Annotated in this window: 10 protein-coding genes, 2 tRNA genes, 2 rRNA genes and 2 pseudogenes; 9 read left to right on the forward strand and 7 right to left on the reverse strand. The window is 39.5% G+C overall.

The window, feature by feature from the left end; genetic code table 11:
* Positions 1-634: 634 nt before the first annotated feature.
* The gene (locus tag J678_RS20300; protein WP_006582378.1) at positions 635-1,933 is read left to right on the forward strand and encodes a lytic murein transglycosylase; all 1,299 of its coding nucleotides are present in this window, start codon (positions 635-637) and stop codon (positions 1,931-1,933) included.
* A 48-nt stretch (positions 1,934-1,981) separates the two neighbouring features.
* On the opposite strand, the gene J678_RS20305 is transcribed toward J678_RS20300, so the two are convergent.
* From J678_RS20305 to J678_RS20330, 6 genes and pseudogenes are all read right to left on the reverse strand, one after another.
* Complete coding sequence (locus J678_RS20305; protein ID WP_006581484.1) at positions 1,982-2,368, reverse strand: hypothetical protein; 387 nt, start codon at positions 2,366-2,368, stop codon at positions 1,982-1,984.
* Between the two features lie 100 nt (positions 2,369-2,468).
* Positions 2,469-3,481: pseudogene (locus tag J678_RS20310) on the reverse strand (M57 family metalloprotease).
* Between the two features lie 81 nt (positions 3,482-3,562).
* A complete protein-coding gene (locus J678_RS20315; RefSeq protein ID WP_006582377.1) occupies positions 3,563-4,480 on the reverse strand; it encodes a matrixin family metalloprotease in 918 nt (305 codons plus the stop codon).
* A gap of 329 nt (positions 4,481-4,809) precedes the next feature.
* Complete coding sequence (gene dnaK / locus J678_RS20320; RefSeq protein WP_004884231.1) at positions 4,810-6,750, reverse strand: molecular chaperone DnaK; 1,941 nt, start codon at positions 6,748-6,750, stop codon at positions 4,810-4,812.
* A 152-nt stretch (positions 6,751-6,902) separates the two neighbouring features.
* Entirely contained in the window at positions 6,903-7,457 is a 555-nt protein-coding gene (gene grpE, locus J678_RS20325; RefSeq protein WP_002051954.1) for a nucleotide exchange factor GrpE, read from the reverse strand.
* Positions 7,458-7,585: 128 nt separating this feature from the next.
* Positions 7,586-8,513, reverse strand: a pseudogene (locus J678_RS20330) (LysR family transcriptional regulator).
* 107 nt (positions 8,514-8,620) lie between these two features.
* Between J678_RS20330 and J678_RS20335 the strand changes: the two are divergent.
* Both J678_RS20335 and J678_RS20340 read left to right on the forward strand, forming a co-directional pair.
* A complete protein-coding gene (locus J678_RS20335; RefSeq protein WP_004711232.1) occupies positions 8,621-9,487 on the forward strand; it encodes an MBL fold metallo-hydrolase in 867 nt (288 codons plus the stop codon).
* A gap of 390 nt (positions 9,488-9,877) precedes the next feature.
* Complete coding sequence (locus J678_RS20340) at positions 9,878-10,108, forward strand: hypothetical protein (RefSeq protein ID WP_002051903.1); 231 nt, start codon at positions 9,878-9,880, stop codon at positions 10,106-10,108.
* A gap of 170 nt (positions 10,109-10,278) precedes the next feature.
* On the opposite strand, the gene J678_RS20345 is transcribed toward J678_RS20340, so the two are convergent.
* Positions 10,279-10,605 (reverse strand): hypothetical protein, encoded by a 327-nt coding sequence (locus tag J678_RS20345; RefSeq protein WP_002051871.1) that lies wholly within the window; start codon positions 10,603-10,605, stop codon positions 10,279-10,281.
* A gap of 210 nt (positions 10,606-10,815) precedes the next feature.
* On the opposite strand from J678_RS20345, the gene J678_RS20350 reads away from it, so the two are divergent.
* The 6 genes from J678_RS20350 to J678_RS20375 all read left to right on the forward strand — a co-directional run bounded on the left by J678_RS20350 (position 10,816) and on the right by J678_RS20375 (position 18,017).
* The gene (locus J678_RS20350; RefSeq protein ID WP_031956374.1) at positions 10,816-11,886 is read left to right on the forward strand and encodes an alpha/beta hydrolase; all 1,071 of its coding nucleotides are present in this window, start codon (positions 10,816-10,818) and stop codon (positions 11,884-11,886) included.
* A gap of 147 nt (positions 11,887-12,033) precedes the next feature.
* Positions 12,034-12,591, forward strand: a complete 558-nt coding sequence (locus J678_RS20355; protein WP_002051931.1) for a peptidylprolyl isomerase — start codon at positions 12,034-12,036, stop codon at positions 12,589-12,591.
* A gap of 390 nt (positions 12,592-12,981) precedes the next feature.
* Positions 12,982-14,519: ribosomal RNA gene (locus J678_RS20360) — 16S ribosomal RNA — on the forward strand.
* 59 nt (positions 14,520-14,578) lie between these two features.
* A tRNA-Ile gene (locus J678_RS20365) sits at positions 14,579-14,655 on the forward strand.
* Between the two features lie 55 nt (positions 14,656-14,710).
* Positions 14,711-14,786 (forward strand) — tRNA-Ala (locus J678_RS20370).
* Positions 14,787-15,126: 340 nt separating this feature from the next.
* Positions 15,127-18,017, forward strand: a 23S ribosomal RNA gene (locus J678_RS20375).
* The 16S and 23S rRNA genes sit together here with 2 tRNA genes alongside, the layout of an rRNA operon.
* Positions 18,018-18,071 lie beyond the last annotated feature (54 nt).

Consider the following 18,071-nt stretch of genomic DNA (forward strand, 5'->3'; position numbering starts at 1 on the left):
AATTTAAAAAAATTAAAAAATCTAATATTGTCTTGCTGTGGATAACTTCTATTGAGCTTTTGAATTTAAATAAAGGTTGTAATTTTGAATTTAAAAATAGAATAACTTGTTTTTGGTGGTTTTGAATTTAAAATAAGTTATCCCCAATACCTAAAGTTTGAATTTAAATCGGGTCTCTAGCTTATGTGCGTTTTGAATTTAAAAAGATGCATGTTATCTGAGTGGTATTTTGAATTCAAAACTATATCTAACTTTTAAATTTAAAACATGTATCCATGAGTGGTGAGGGGCTTGTAGCGTATAAAGATGATGAAAGATACAGAGAATATAGGGATTTCGGCAGTTTTAGTGTGTGGTTTTATAAGTTATCCACAGTTGGTTTATGGTTTGAATATTTAAATTTAAACTGATGTTTTGAATTTAAAGTGTGGATGCGATTTTTGAATTTAAAAATAATTAATCTGATGTTGGAAGTTTTAAATTTAAAACTGGATGCAAAATTTGAATTTAAAACTCTGGAAATGAATTTAAAGAAGGAATTATGAATTCAAATTTACGATTTCTCTCTGAAAATTTTGAGTCCATAATGGTATGGTAAAGACAAATTTAAATTTAAAAATTGAACTAGGATAATATGCGACGTTTTTCTTGTATTGTTGGGTCTATATTTTTGACAATGACTCAGGCTCAAGCAGAGCTGATAATTAATGGTTCTACTTCTACAATATCTAGTAATGCAACAGTTCCTGTAACGAATAGCAATACTTACACGCCTAATAATAATTTTCAGAGTTGTTTGGCAAATTTACGTTCGCAAGCGATTGCTGCGGGTGTTTCGGGTAGCACGTATGACCGTTATACACAAAATTTAACGCCGGACTACTCAGTAATTGATAAGTTAAATTATCAGCCAGAGTTTTCGACACCAATTTGGGACTATTTATCTGGTCTTGTAGATGAAGAACGTGTTGAGCTTGGGAAACAAAAATTAGCGCAATATCGTGATGTTTTAAATCGTGCCTCTCAAGTTTATGGTGTACCGCCTGAAACAATTGTGGCAGTGTGGGGCGTTGAAAGTAATTTTGGCGATATTTCTGGAAAATATCCTCTATTGCAGGCACTTGGAACATTAAGTTGTGAAGGGCGCCGGCAAAGTTATTTCCGGACAGAATTTTTTGCCACTATGCGTATTTTGCAACGCGGTGATTTAACCGAAGATCAACTTAAAGGTTCATGGGCTGGCGCTTTTGGACATACACAGTTTATGCCATCAACTTATGAACGCTTAGCTGTTGATTTTGATGGTGATGGTCGTCGTGATTTAGTATCTAGCACAGCAGATGCATTGGCATCTACGGCTAATTTCTTGAATAAAGCTGGGTGGCAAACTGGTATGCCTTGGGGCTTTGAAGTCAAAATTCCATCAGGTATGTCAATTGATGGAGAAGGGCGTCGCTCTAAAAAGCCATTGAGTAGCTGGAGTGCACGTGGGGTAACCCGAATTGATGGTACACCATTAATTCAAGGTGCATTATCTGGTAGCACACCAGCTGGGTTAATGGCACCTGCAGGAGCAAGTGGTCCAATCTTTTTAGTATTTAAAAATTTTGATGCTATTTATAGCTATAACGCAGCAGAAAGTTATGGACTTGCAATTGCACATTTATCTGATCGTTTAAAAGGTGGGAAACCATTCGTTGCTTCTTGGCCAACAGATGACCCTGGTACTTCTCGCGCAGAGCGTCGTGAGATTCAGCAATTTTTGATTAATCGTGGTTATGATATTGGTGCTGTTGATGGACTGATTGGCGATAAAACCCGTGTTGCTATACGTCAGGAACAAACCCGTTTAGGTTTAAATCCAACAGGACGGGCAGGGCAACAAATTTTACGTGCATTCCGTCAGGAACAAGCACGAAAAATGATGCAATAAGGCATTAAATAAAAAGGTCTGCATATGCAGACCTTTTTTATTGAATAGCTAAATTATGGATTGATCTAGCTTTACTGCTTCTAAAATATCAAAAATAACTGAAGTGACATCTTGGCTTAGGTCGCGATCATTAAAGATTTCATAAGCAGTAATAGTGACATCAGTGTCACTTGGTAATTGCTTCTGTTCTTCTTCAATTAAATGTTCGATAGGCAGTAAAGTCTGTTTAACTTCAAGATGTAAAATATCTTTATATTCAATATTTTCATCTTCAAGCTCAATTTCTTGCTCGTTAAAGTAAGGCAACAAAATAGAATGAAGGTACGGTTTAAGTTCAATAATATCAAATAGTTCGATATCTCGAGTTTGTTCAATCGTACTAATGTGGTCATTTACTTCAATCAGGATATGATAATAACTCATCTTGATCTCCATTCTATTTTAGACGGCTCTTACAACCACAATAACATGACTTTGACATGAATTTCGATGTATCTATTTATAAAATAGATACATCGTTATGTCTCATATCTAATTATTGAGGTAAAGCGTTTAATAGATCACGATCAGCATCAGTTAAAACATTACTTTTTTTATCGCTGTCTTTGCGAACTGAGTACATTAGGGCACCCGGTTGATCGCTATGTTTTAAGCCAAGTGCATGGCCTAATTCATGAGCAATCGTTAAACGTAAATCATCAATTGAGCTATACTCATAAATTGTGATTTGTTTACCGTTATAAATCCCTTTCTTAAATACATCAGCTTGGGCATTTTGCTTAAACTGATTTAACGATTGATTGAACTGATCATTAATCTGATTAAAGTGATTAACCTTTTTGTTTAAGTCTGCAGCTTGCTGATTATAAGCGGCAATATCTTTCTTCAAAGAAACAGTTTGCTTCTGTAAATCTTTCTGAGTCTTCGCAAGAGATTTTGCTGTGTATTCAGGTGCTAATTTACCTTCGTTAAACTGCATCATTTGTTGATCAAAATTTTTCAACTTCTCATTTAAGATCTGTTTTTTGTTTTCAAGATCAGATTGAGTTTGACTTAAATTTTGCTTCAACTGCTTAATTTGCTGCTGTTCATCAATTACACGTTGTTGATCTTGCTTAAACTGAGCAGAAATTTTTTGACGCTCTGCTGAACGATTTTGGCTATCATCGTATACAAGACGAATTTCTAACTTTGCATTTGGGTCATAAGTAAAGTAATTTTTACCTGTACCTTCTTTCCAGATATCAGCAGCTTGCTGAGTAATCTGAATCAATTGATCTTGACTTAAACCAAAACGAGGATCAACTTCAGCAATTCTATATGTTAAATGTTGAGCATTTTTTTGCTGAACTTGAGTATTTACAGGAGTTGCAAGATGAGCATTGGCCTGAAAATTAGAAAAAGCAAAAGCCAAGCCTAATAACAAAGATGTTAAGCGCATAGTCGTCAGGGGGGGAGATTTAAAAAAAAACGTATTATAAGAAGATAAAATGAAAAATCAATCAAAAAATATACAATTTCGATAAATAAATGAGACTTTTGTCTCATTATTTTTTACCATTTGCCAAATTATTTGTTAGTAAAATTTGAACAGTTTTTATTTTGTTTAGTTTATTTAATCAGTTAGTTTTAATGATTTTTGTCATTTGAACTATAAGTTGAACTCAGTAAATCTAAATCTGAATGTGTTAATTTGAAGTTATGAATATCTTGTTCCTTTAAACGAGGGTACATCAAAGATTTAGGGTCAGTAGTGTGTTTTAGTCCCAATGCATGTCCAAATTCATGGGCAAGTGTTAAACGCAAATCATCAAATGAATTAAAGCCATAAATCTGAATTTGATTTTGACTAAATAAGCCTTTATGAAAAGTCTCAGGACGATCAGTTGTGCTTAAATTAAATTCCTTGATAGCTTGATTAAGCATGTTTTGATGTTGATTTATTTGCTTAATTTGCGCATTAAGAGTTTGTATTTTATTACTATGATGAGAAAATTTTGTTTTTAAATCTAATGATAATCTGGTTAGCTCAGCTTGACGTTTAATTAAATCAGCTTGATTAAATTTCCCAACATTTCCTTGGTTAAAGATAGTTACATCCTTTTGATATTGTTCAAATCTATTATTAAGCTGGACTTTGGCTTCATTCAAAAGAGTAGTTTCCTCCTCTATTTGTTGTTTAGATAAAAGAACAGCTTTATTTTCCTCCCGCCATTCTTCCTGCTGCTGTAATAACTTATTTATATTAATTTTTCTTTCATTTTGAGCAGTTTGATAATCATCAAATACTAAATTAATTGTAAGCTCTGCTTGTGAGTCATAAATAAAATAAGTCTTTCCAGTTTCTTTCTGCCAAATTTCAGCAGCTTCTTTGCCAATTTGAAAAAATTGTTCCTTGGTAATATGAAAGCGTGGATCTATATAATCAATCTTGTATTTTAGAGGTTGATTAAAAGAAATAGTTGATAAATGGCTTTGAGCTAAAGCAACTGTGTGTAAGCTCATACTTAAGTAAAAGCTTATTCCCCACCATAGAAATTTTTTCATGGCAAAAATAAAAATATAAATAAATTCTTATTGTTAGTAAGTAATTTAGATTCGTCAAAGTGATAAAGGAGACCAAAGAAGGCGATCATTTTGTGATCTTGCTAAAGAAACGGAATAAATAAATCTATTTATTTGGCATTAATGTAAAAATAAATGGATTTAATAACAGTGATTCTAATTCTTTAAATTTTTTATAAATAATAAATAGTTAATTTTTATAATTGACTTTTTTGACTAAAAAATAGCAAATAAATATAAAAATAATAATTGTTATTTTTTTGTAAATAATAAAAAACCGCGCTTTCGCGCGGGCTTTTTAAAGAGACAAATTATTTTTTGTCATCTTTTACTTCTGTAAATTCAGCATCTACAACGCCATCATCAGCTTTTTGTTGACCAGCATCACCGCCTTGGAATGCATTAGGATCAAAACCTTCAGCACCACCAGCTTGTTGTGCTTGTTCATAAGCACGTTGAGTGATCGGCATCAAAATGTTTTGTAAAGCTTCAGTTTTCGCTTTAATCGCGTCAACGTCATTTTCTTTAGTTGCTGCTTCAAGTTCAGAAACTGCTGTGCTTACCGCTGTTTTTTCATCTTCAGTCACTTTGTCACCAAGATCTTTAACAGCTTTGTTCGAGCTTGAAATTAATGCATCAGCTTCATTACGAGCTTTTGCAAGTTCTTCAAACTTACGGTCTTCTTCAGCATTCGCTTCAGCATCTTTAATCATTGCTTCGATTTCAGCATCAGACAAACCTGAGTTTGCTTTAATCTGAATCGATTGCTCTTTACCAGTGCTCTTATCTTTCGCAGATACTTTCAAGATACCGTCAGCGTTGATGTCAAACGATACTTCAATTTGCGGCACACCACGTGGAGCAGGTGGGATATCGCCTAATTGGAAGTTACCCAACAATTTGTTTTGTTGAGCCATCTTACGTTCACCTTGGTAAACTGAAATATCTACAGCTGGTTGGTTATCAGCAGCAGTAGAGAACACTTGTGATTTCTTCGCAGGAATCGTCGTGTTTTTCTCAATGATTGGTGTTAATACACCGCCCATTGTTTCAATACCTAAAGTTAATGGTGTTACGTCAAGAAGTAATACGTCATTCTTGTCACCAGATAATACAGCACCTTGAATTGCAGCACCGATAGCAACTGCTTCGTCAGGGTTCACGTCTTTACGTGGCTCTTTACCGAAGAATTCTTGTACTTTTTGTTGTACAAGCGGCATACGAGACTGACCACCAACCAAGATTACGTCAGAGATGTCAGAAGTCGAAAGACCAGCATCTTTAAGTGCAATCTTACAAGGTTCAATCGTACGAGCAACTAAATCAGCAACTAAACCTTCAAGTTTTGCACGTGTTACATTGATCACTAAGTGTTTAGGACCAGAAGCATCAGCAGTGATGTATGGAAGGTTGATTTCAGTTGCATTTGATGAAGAAAGCTCGATTTTTGCTTTTTCAGCAGCTTCTTTCAAACGTTGTAACGCAAGTGGATCATTTTTCAAGTTCACACTTTGTTCTTTCTTGAATTCTTCAACCAAGTATTCAATTAATGCGTTATCAAAGTCTTCACCACCAAGGAAAGTATCACCATTAGTTGATAACACTTCAATTTGTTGGTCGCCATCAAGATCCGCGATTTCAATGATAGATACGTCGAATGTACCACCACCTAAGTCGTAAACTGCAACTTTACGGTCGCCTTCTTTTTTATCCATACCGAACGCAAGTGCAGCAGCAGTTGGTTCGTTAATGATACGTTTAACATCTAAACCAGCGATTTTACCCGCATCTTTAGTTGCTTGACGTTGAGCATCGTTAAAGTAAGCAGGAACGGTAATTACCGCTTCAGTTACTGTTTCACCTAAGTAATCTTCTGCTGTTTTCTTCATCTTTTTCAAGATTTCTGCAGAGATTTGTTGAGGTGCTAATTTTTTATCGTTTACTTCAACCCAAGCATCACCATTATCTGCTTTAATGATTTTATACGGTACAAGACCGATGTCTTTTTGTACTGCTTGATCTTCATAACGACGACCAATTAAACGCTTGATCGCGAATAATGTATTTTTAGGGTTTGTTACTGCCTGACGCTTAGCACTTTGGCCAACTAAGATCTCGCCATCTTTATAAGCAATGATCGATGGAGTTGTACGTGCGCCTTCAGCGTTTTCGATTACTTTTACTTTATCGCCTTCAAGTACAGCAACACATGAGTTGGTAGTACCTAAGTCAATACCAATAATTTTCGCCATTTGGTGTGTTCCTCTAAAATTCTGTTGCAATGTTTTTGCTTGTTATTCGATATGAGAGTCAATCGGTTTTTTTCAAGCATTTTTATGAAAAAAAATCAAAAAACTCTCAAATTTTGTGCTTTTAGCGAAGCGATGCTTCGCTTTTGCTCATTTTATTGACCAACCATAACCATAGCAGGGCGCAACAAGCGACCATTTAAGGTATAGCCTTTTTGTAAAACGGTGCCGATTTCATTGGCTTTGGCATTTGGATCAATACCAACAGCTTGGTGTAAATCTGCATTGAAACCATTTTGAGTATCAGCTTCTACAACACCAAATTTCTCAAGAGTCGTTAACAGTGACTTTAAGGTTAACTTAACACCTTCAAGTACAGGTGTTTCTTCACCACCAGCTGCCTGAATTGCACGTTCTAAATTGTCGACAGAGTCCAACAATTCTTTGGCAAATTTTTCAAGTACAGTCTCTTTATGTTTCTCAGACTCACGTTGAATACGCTCTACGCTTTTTTGTGCTTCGTAAACTGCATTAGCAGTACGAGCTTTTTCAAGCTTAAGATTTTCTTCTAGTTTGGTGATTTGCGCTTGTAAAGATTCAACGGTAACGTCGTTTGCTTGCTCTACACTTTCAGCCTGAGTTTGCTCGTTAGATTGCTCAGCTTGCTCATTTTGAATGTCTTGAGCTTGCTCATTTTGCTCATTAGCCATTGATGATCTCCGTTTAAATGGGTTTTTAAACATGTACAGTCCTTTTTGGCATCAGTATTTACTGCGTAAAACCTGAACTGCCATGCATATGCTGTAATTCATTAATAGGGATGAAGTATGGGCATTGCCTAAAAATTCAAGCGTACACGGCAATTTAAAGCTTTAATTTTGCGGTTTTAAGTAAAAATCCAGCTTTTCAATCATAAAAGCTATAAATTCTTGAGTAATTCGAGGTAAATGCTGTCTAGAAGCATACACGACCGACAAACTTAACTCAGGGGCCGTAAAGTTTTTAAATAAAGGAGTTAGACGTTTTTCTTTTAAATCCTTCTCCACTAATAAAGTAGGTAACATTGCGACCCCCTGTGCGTGTAAGCACATATCGTAAAGCGCATTCACATCATTACTTTTAAAAGTGACATTTAAAGGATAGTTCTGAGGCTGTTGTTCATTATCAAAAAGTGTCCAGTATTGATGTTGGCTGTGATGAGCAATACATTCATGTTGAATAAGTTGACGAGGATGGAGCAGGGGACTGTGCTGTTTTAAATAATCAGGATGAGCACAGAACACAGACTCGATTTGACAAACGGGTCGTGCAATTAAACCATCGGCCACCTTTTGAGTGATACGTAACGCCAAGTCTACTTGTGCATCGATAAGATCCATGGTGTTTTCAGTTAAGTAAACATCAAAATCAATATGTGGGTGCTGACGTTTAAACTGTCGAATACATTCTGCTACCCCCAGTTCAAACAAAAATAAACCGCACGTAAAACGAATTGTTCCATTATGCTGCTCAGGTGCAGCGAGTTCTTGTAAGAGTAGCTGCTGTTGTAAAATATTTTCACAGTAGAGTAGAGCTTTCTCACCTGCTGGAGTAAGAGATATTTTTCGGGTATTTCTTTGGAAAAGTCGAGTTGAGAACGTATGCTCAAGGTGTTCAAGATAACGCGAAACCATGGCACGAGAATAATTAAGATGCTCGGCTGCTTTGGTCAAATTGCCATGTTGTGCAATAGAAACAAAGACCTGAATCGCTTTTAAAGTATCCATATGTCTAGCTATTATTACAATATATGCAACAGTTTATCTTAAATTAGTGCGTTTATCTTACATAAATTGCAATTTAAAGTGTTCTTCATGAAACAGGAGAATACCTAATGAAATTATTTAAATTAACCGCTTCCGCACTTGCTACTGCTACAGCATTAACCATGGCTCAGTCAGCTTTTGCTCAAGAACTGAAAATTCAGAGTTTTCTTGCTAAACCAGAACACTTCGGTGTGACTTCAACCTTAATAGAAGGGGATAAGGAAGTTTTATTGGTTAATGCACAATTTTCAAAATCTGAAGCTTTACGTATTGCTGCAAATATTCTTGATAGCGGTAAAACATTAAAAACTATTTTTGTAAGCTATGGTGACCCGGACTATTATTTCGGCTTAGACGTATTTAAACAGTATTTCCCGAATGTACAGATCATTGCTACGCCGGAAACAGTAAAGCATATTCAGGATACTCAAGCGCTTAAAGTTAAATATTGGGGGCCACAAATGGGTGCAAATGCACCTAGCCAAATTATTGTGCCTCAAGCTTACACTGCTAAAACTTTAAAACTTGAGAATGAATCAATCGAGATTAAAGGTAAAAAAGAGCTTACTTATTTATGGGTTCCTTCTGCAAAAGCAGTTGTGGGTGGTATTCCGGTATCTTCAGGCATTCATTTATGGATGGCCGATACCCCTAAAACCAAAGATCGTGTGGAAGTCATTCAATCTTTAGAAAGCATTAAAGCCCTTCAACCTAAAATTGTCGTACCTGCTCATATGGTAGAAGGCGCACCACAAGGCCTAGATGCTGTTAACTTTTCAATTAATTATTTAAATAGCTATGAAAAAGCAGCTAAAGCAACTAAAAATGCTACTGAGTTGAGCAAACTCATGCAAAAGCAATATCCAACACTTCAAAGCGTGGATAGCTTAGAGTTAGGGGCTAAGGTCGTAAAAGGTGAAATGCAGTGGCCATAATTTAACATTTAAGCCGTATTCACTTTTAAAAGAGCCGTGATCATTCGCGGCTTTTTTATGAAAAACCATTTTTAAGGGCCAAAAAGCTCTGTAACAGTCTACGTACCTTATATAGCGTTTCTATAAATGGAAAAATTTTAAATATAACGGCCAAGCAGAATGAAAAGAAAAAATTGATAAAATTAAACAAACGTTTATCTATGGTTTAATTTATAAATTAGGTTGGTCATATAAAAAAATTGAATTTAATAAAAAATTGCAGAATTTGTACTTCTATTACTACAAAAGACAACCAATGATACGCACGTAAGAAAAAAAAATTGTGAATTATAGGCAGCGCGAAGATGAACTTTGCATTTAAACGTTTGTCGTAATGAAAGGAAAGCAATCATGAAAAAATTAGGTCTTATCTCTGTAGTACTTGCTGGTGTTGCTCTTACAGCGGTTGGTTGTGCATCAGAAGCTGGTTTAAACGCTTCTGGTTCTGCTCAAACAAGTGCTAGCCCATCTGGCGTACATGCTGGTGCTGGTATCGACGCAGGTGTTTCTGGCCAAGCACAACCTGGTCAAGTAGACGCTGGTGCTTCTGGTTCAGTTTCAGGTTCTGCAACTGCTCAGTAATACACTGCTAAAAATAAGAGATATGAGTTTATAGAACATATATGTTCATGATGCCGATACATATATGAAATGAGCTGCTACTCATTTTTCTATAAATTAGAGAGAATTTATATTCCTCAAAAAAGCCCCAGAAGACTTATCTCTTTGGGGCTTTTTATATCTTAGTGAGCTTAATCATCGTGACGATAATCTCGACGATCATGATCTCGATTTTCTACCCGTTTTTTATCCCAATCACGGTGCCTTTTTTCCCATTCACGACGATTTTTTTCTTGTTCACGAATGTCTTTACGTTGTTGTTCATATACTCGTTGACGCTCTTCCCAACGTTTTCGTTCCCAATCATTATATCGACGTTGATCATCACGATCATAGCGACGATCATGATCATGGTAACCATATCCGCCACCACGATAATAAGGATCATCTGGATAAGCAACACAGCCTACAGTTAAAAGACTGGTTGCTAACATAGTAACAACTAGTTTTGCTGACATAGCAGTCCCTCTTTTTGTCTGTTAACAATAATTGGCAAAAAAGTCCTGTTTTAATCGACAGATTTGTTAATGACATTTGCTATAAATCAGATTAGCGTAGATTGGTTTTTACCTTTGTATCTTGATTGCATGAGTTGTATGCGAATATAGTCAAACAACAAAGAATTCTGTAGAAAATATGAAGGATAAGAGGGATTCAAGGAGACAGGCATGACAGCATTTAATCAAAAAATTCAAATATTGCTAGATAAGGGACAAGGCCCTGCTGCTCGAGCACTTGATAGGTTACCCCGACTAGCCCAAGAGTCTCTCGCTAAAATTTTAGGATATTCTTATCAATACCCAGATCTCGATTCATTTACGAAATGCATGATGGCTGTGCAAATCAAACAGGGAAGAGTGGGTTTCATTGGCTCTGATCCGATTCAATCAAGAAGAATGTTTGATGCACAAATGCAGGCCATACGTCAAAAACCAACTTATATTGAATCAGTAGAAGATATTCGTCTTCCACTACAAAGCGGCACAATCTTTGCCAGACATTATCATCCGGCCCCTAATAAGAAACTGCCATTAATCGTGTTTTATCACGGGGGTGGTTTTGTTGTAGGTGGTTTAGATACTCATGATGAAGTTTGTCGTTTATTAGCAAAATATGCAAAAGTACAGGTCCTCAGTATCGACTATCCTCTTGCTCCGGAAGTTTCACCACAACATTTAATTCAGTCATGTGAAGATGCATTAGCATGGGTTTATCAAAATCGCAGACAATTAAAAATATTAAAAAATAGAATTGCGGTTGCAGGGGACAGTGCAGGAGGAAATATTAGTACTGTTGTAGCGCAAAGATCAGTAAATAAAGCTTATGCACCACAAGCACAATTACTTATCTATCCAACAGTAGATTTTAAAAGCAGACATCCTTCTTTTTATGCCTATAACGAAGGATTGGTTTTAACAAATACCGATATTGATTACGTCACACAATATTATGCAACTCAGCATAATGTAGAACTTGATGATCCAATTATTTCACCCACCTATGGCAACCTAAAGAAAAATCCACCAGCTTTTGTGATTACAGCTGGACATGATGTCTTACATGATGAAGCGAAAATATATAGTCATAAATTAAGACAAAATGGCGTAAAAATGTATTATGAAGAGTTTCCGGAACAGACTCATGGTTTTATTAACCTGACTCCAATTTCTAGAAAAGCCAAACGTCATACTATCGAAATTAGTAAAAACTTCAGAAAATTTTGGGATAAAAATAGTTAAGTAAATTCAATAATCCATGTTTCACGTGGAACATGGATTAAATAAACAAATAGACTTAAAAATTCTTAATAAATAGCCACTAGAATTCTTCGCTGTAGGCGATTAGATTTAATAATTATCTTTTTATAAAGCTTATTGTAGGAAAATATGAAAAAGTTATTGATGTTGTTTTGTCTAGGTCTAAGTAGTCACTCAGTATGGGCTAATAGCTTAGTTGAAATGCAAACAAATTTAGGCAACATCGAAATAGAGTTGTATGACGATAAAGCACCGATTAGTGTGAATAACTTTAAAAGCTATATAAAGTCTGGTTTTTATAAAGAAACAATTTTTCATCGTGTGATTCCTGGTTTTATGGCACAAGGGGGTGGCATGACTGCAAATATGCAGGAAAAGACAACACGAGCACCTATTAAGAACGAAGCAGGAAATGGTATTGCAAATACACGTGGTACTTTAGCGATGGCTCGTACATCAGATCCAGATTCAGCTACTAGCCAATTTTTTATAAATGTCGCAGATAATAAATTTCTTAACCGTTCACCGGGAAATCCGGGATATGCCGTTTTTGGTAAGGTCGTAAAAGGAATGGATGTAGTAGACCGTATTGTTCAGGTTCCTACATCAAACTATGGCATGCATCAAAACGTACCCAAACAGCCTATAAAGATTGTAGATATAAAGATCAAAACAACGGGAAAATAAATTAAATATACAAATCAATAACTTAAATTATTTTTTAAATTTATTTGACTGAAAAAGAACCGGTCGAGCATGGATATTTACAAAAGTGCTTGCGTACCGGTTTTTTTTCCCTATAATGCACTCATCCCGACGCGATACACGAGAATATCTTAGCTTACAGGGTTAAGATAAGAGCTTAGTATTGTGTTGGATCTGTCTCTGACGAGGAGCAGAAAAATCATTAAGAGAATTGAAGAACAACTTGTGTGGATTTTTACTGATTGATTAATCGAAATAATTTTCATTGATTGATTGGTTTAAATTACTCGAAGTTTATTTGAGCGAAATTTAAGTCAGTAATTGATGAGCCAGAATTGGCACCTTGTCTATAAATAAGGTGCAAAATGATTTTAACTGAAGAGTTTGATCATGGCTCAGATTGAACGCTGGCGGCAGGCTTAACACATGCAAGTCGAGCGGGGGAAGGTAGCTTGCTACTGGACCTAGCGGCGGACGGGTGAGTAATGCTTAGGAATCTGCCTATTAGTGGGGGACAACATCTCGAAAGGGATGCTAATACCGCATACGTCCTACGGGAGAAAGCAGGGGATCTTCGGACCTTGCGCTAATAGATGAGCCTAAGTCGGATTAGCTAGTTGGTGGGGTAAAGGCCTACCAAGGCGACGATCTGTAGCGGGTCTGAGAGGATGATCCGCCACACTGGGACTGAGACACGGCCCAGACTCCTACGGGAGGCAGCAGTGGGGAATATTGGACAATGGGCGCAAGCCTGATCCAGCCATGCCGCGTGTGTGAAGAAGGCCTTATGGTTGTAAAGCACTTTAAGCGAGGAGGAGGCTACTTTAGATAATACCTAGAGATAGTGGACGTTACTCGCAGAATAAGCACCGGCTAACTCTGTGCCAGCAGCCGCGGTAATACAGAGGGTGCAAGCGTTAATCGGATTTACTGGGCGTAAAGCGCGCGTAGGCGGCTAATTAAGTCAAATGTGAAATCCCCGAGCTTAACTTGGGAATTGCATTCGATACTGGTTAGCTAGAGTGTGGGAGAGGATGGTAGAATTCCAGGTGTAGCGGTGAAATGCGTAGAGATCTGGAGGAATACCGATGGCGAAGGCAGCCATCTGGCCTAACACTGACGCTGAGGTGCGAAAGCATGGGGAGCAAACAGGATTAGATACCCTGGTAGTCCATGCCGTAAACGATGTCTACTAGCCGTTGGGGCCTTTGAGGCTTTAGTGGCGCAGCTAACGCGATAAGTAGACCGCCTGGGGAGTACGGTCGCAAGACTAAAACTCAAATGAATTGACGGGGGCCCGCACAAGCGGTGGAGCATGTGGTTTAATTCGATGCAACGCGAAGAACCTTACCTGGCCTTGACATAGTAAGAACTTTCCAGAGATGGATTGGTGCCTTCGGGAACTTACATACAGGTGCTGCATGGCTGTCGTCAGCTCGTGTCGTGAGATGTTGGGTTAAGTCCCGCAACGAGCGCAACCCTTTTCCTTATTTGCCAGCGAGTAATGTCGGGAACTTTAAGGATACTGCCAGTGACAAACTGGAGGAAGGCGGGGACGACGTCAAGTCATCATGGCCCTTACGGCCAGGGCTACACACGTGCTACAATGGTCGGTACAAAGGGTTGCTACACAGCGATGTGATGCTAATCTCAAAAAGCCGATCGTAGTCCGGATTGGAGTCTGCAACTCGACTCCATGAAGTCGGAATCGCTAGTAATCGCGGATCAGAATGCCGCGGTGAATACGTTCCCGGGCCTTGTACACACCGCCCGTCACACCATGGGAGTTTGTTGCACCAGAAGTAGCTAGCCTAACTGCAAAGAGGGCGGTTACCACGGTGTGGCCGATGACTGGGGTGAAGTCGTAACAAGGTAGCCGTAGGGGAACCTGCGGCTGGATCACCTCCTTAACGAAAGATTGACGATTGGTAAGAATCCACAACAAGTTGTTCTTCATAGATGTATCTGAGGGTCTGTAGCTCAGTTGGTTAGAGCACACGCTTGATAAGCGTGGGGTCACAAGTTCAAGTCTTGTCAGACCCACCATGACTTTGACTGGTTAAAGTTATAGATAAAAGATACATGACTGATGATGTAAGCTGGGGACTTAGCTTAGTTGGTAGAGCGCCTGCTTTGCACGCAGGAGGTCAGGAGTTCGACTCTCCTAGTCTCCACCAGAACTTAAGATAAGTTCGGATTACAGAAATTAGTAAATAGAGATTTCGGTCTTGGTTTATTAACTTCTGTGATTTAAGTATCACGGTATTAAGCATGACCTGACGAAGGCGTGTTTATTCATTAACAGATTGGCAAAATTGAGTCTGAAATAAATTGTTCACTCAAGAGTTTAGATTAAGCAATTAATCTGAATGAATTGAGAACTAGCAAATTAACTGAATCAAGCGTTTTGGTATATGAATTTAGATTGAAGCTGTACAGTGTTTAAATACACAGTGCTCTAAACTGAAATGTTGAAGTTACTAACTTGTAGGTAACGTCGACTGTTTGGGGTTGTATAGTCAAGTAATTAAGTGCATGTGGTGGATGCCTTGGCAGTCAGAGGCGATGAAAGACGTGATAGCCTGCGAAAAGCTCCGGGGAGGCGGCAAATATCCTTTGATCCGGAGATGTCTGAATGGGGGAACCCACCTACTTTAAGGTAGGTATTGCAACATGAATACATAGTGTTGCAAGGCGAACGAGGGGAAGTGAAACATCTCAGTACCCTTAGGAAAAGAAATCAATTGAGATTCCCTCAGTAGCGGCGAGCGAACGGGGATCAGCCCATTAAGTTATGTGTGTTTTAGTGGAACGCTCTGGGAAGTGCGAACGTAGAGGGTGATATTCCCGTACACGAAAGGGCACACATAATGATGACGAGTAGGGCGAGGCACGTGAAACCTTGTCTGAATATGGGGGGACCATCCTCCAAGGCTAAATACTCCTGACTGACCGATAGTGAACCAGTACCGTGAGGGAAAGGCGAAAAGAACCCCTGTGAGGGGAGTGAAATAGATCCTGAAACCGCATGCATACAAGCAGTGGGAGCACCTTCGTGGTGTGACTGCGTACCTTTTGTATAATGGGTCAGCGACTTATATTCAGTAGCGAGGTTAACCGTATAGGGGAGCCGTAGAGAAATCGAGTCTTAATAGGGCGTTTAGTTGCTGGGTATAGACCCGAAACCAGGCGATCTATCCATGAGCAGGTTGAAGGTTGGGTAACACTAACTGGAGGACCGAACCCACTGTCGTTGAAAAGCCAGGGGATGACTTGTGGATAGGGGTGAAAGGCTAATCAAGCCTGGTGATAGCTGGTTCTCCCCGAAAGCTATTTAGGTAGCGCCTCGGACGAATACCATAGGGGGTAGAGCACTGTTTCGGCTAGGGGGTCATCCCGACTTACCAAACCGATGCAAACTCCGAATACCTATGAGTACTATCCGGGAGACAGACTGCGGGTGCTAACGTCCGTAGTCAAGAGGAAAACAATCCAGACCGCCAGCTAAGGCCCCAAAATCATAGTTAAGTGGGAAACGATGTGGGAAGGCATAGACAGCTAGGAGGTTGGCTTAGAAGCAGCCACCCTTTAAAGAAAGCGTAATAGCTCACTAGTCGAGTCGGCCTGCGCGGAAGATGTAACGGGGCTAAAACTATGTGCCGAAGCTGCGGATTTGACATTAGTCAAGTGGTAGGGGAGCGTTCTGTAAGCCGATGAAGGTGTATTGAGAAGTATGCTGGAGGTATCAGAAGTGCGAATGCTGACGTGAGTAACGACAAAACGGGTGAAAAACCCGTTCGCCGAAAGACCAAGGGTTCCAGTCCAACGTTAATCGGGGCTGGGTGAGTCGACCCCTAAGGCGAGGCCGAAAGGCGTAGTCGATGGGAAATTGGTTAATATTCCAATACTTCTGTGTAATGCGATGAGAGGACGGAGAAGGTTAAGTCAGCCTGGCGTTGGTTGTCCAGGTGGAAGGATGTAGGTATGTATCTTAGGCAAATCCGGGGTACTCTATACTGAGATCCGATAGCAAGCTGTACTTGTACAGCGAAGTGGCTGATACCATGCTTCCAGGAAAAGTCTCTAAGCTTCAGTTACACAGGAATCGTACCCGAAACCGACACAGGTGGTCAGGTCGAGTAGACCAAGGCGCTTGAGAGAACTCTGCTGAAGGAACTAGGCAAAATGGTACCGTAACTTCGGGAGAAGGTACGCTGTTGTTGGTGATGGAACTTGCTTCCTGAGCTGATGACAGCCGCAGAAACCAGGCCGCTGCAACTGTTTATTAAAAACATAGCACTCTGCAAACACGAAAGTGGACGTATAGGGTGTGATGCCTGCCCGGTGCTGGAAGGTTAATTGATGGGGTTAGCGTAAGCGAAGCTCTTGATCGAAGCCCCAGTAAACGGCGGCCGTAACTATAACGGTCCTAAGGTAGCGAAATTCCTTGTCGGGTAAGTTCCGACCTGCACGAATGGCATAATGATGGCGGCGCTGTCTCCAGCAGAGGCTCAGTGAAATCGAAATCGCTGTGAAGATGCAGTGTACCCGCGGCTAGACGGAAAGACCCCGTGAACCTTTACTGCAGCTTGACACTGAACTTTGACCTTACTTGTGTAGGATAGGTGGGAGGCTTTGAAGTTGGAACGCTAGTTCCAATGGAGCCGTCCTTGAAATACCACCCTGGTAATGTTGAGGTTCTAACTCTGTCCCGTTATCCGGGACGAGGACCGTGTCTGGTGGGTAGTTTGACTGGGGCGGTCTCCTCCTAAAGAGTAACGGAGGAGTACGAAGGTGCGCTCAGCGTGGTCGGAAATCACGCGTAGAGTATAAAGGCAAAAGCGCGCTTAACTGCGAGACCCACAAGTCGAGCAGGTACGAAAGTAGGTCTTAGTGATCCGGTGGTTCTGTATGGAAGGGCCATCGCTCAACGGATAAAAGGTACTCTGGGGATAACAGGCTGATACCGCCCAAGAGTTCATATCGACGGCGGTGTTTGGCACCTCGATGTCGGCTCATCTCATCCTGGGGCTGAAGCAGGTCCCAAGGGTATGGCTGTTCGCCATTTAAAGAGGTACGCGAGCTGGGTTTAGAACGTCGTGAGACAGTTCGGTCCCTATCTACCGTGGGCGCTGGAAATTTGAGAGGATCTGCTCCTAGTACGAGAGGACCAGAGTGGACGAACCTCTGGTGTACCGGTTGTGACGCCAGTCGCATCGCCGGGTAGCTATGTTCGGAAGGGATAACCGCTGAAAGCATCTAAGCGGGAAGCCTACCTCAAGATAAGATTTCCCTAGGAATTTATTCCTCTAAAGAGCCGTTCGAGACTAGGACGTTGATAGGTTGGATGTGGAAGCATAGTGATATGTGAAGCTGACCAATACTAATTGCTCGTGAGGCTTGACTATACAACACCCAAGCAGTTGTATATAAAGCATCAATCGATTCATAAATCTACAAAG

The sequence above is a fragment of the Acinetobacter sp. 1424608 genome, assembly GCF_000588255.1.
Taxonomy (GTDB): Bacteria; Pseudomonadota; Gammaproteobacteria; order Pseudomonadales; family Moraxellaceae; genus Acinetobacter; species Acinetobacter nosocomialis.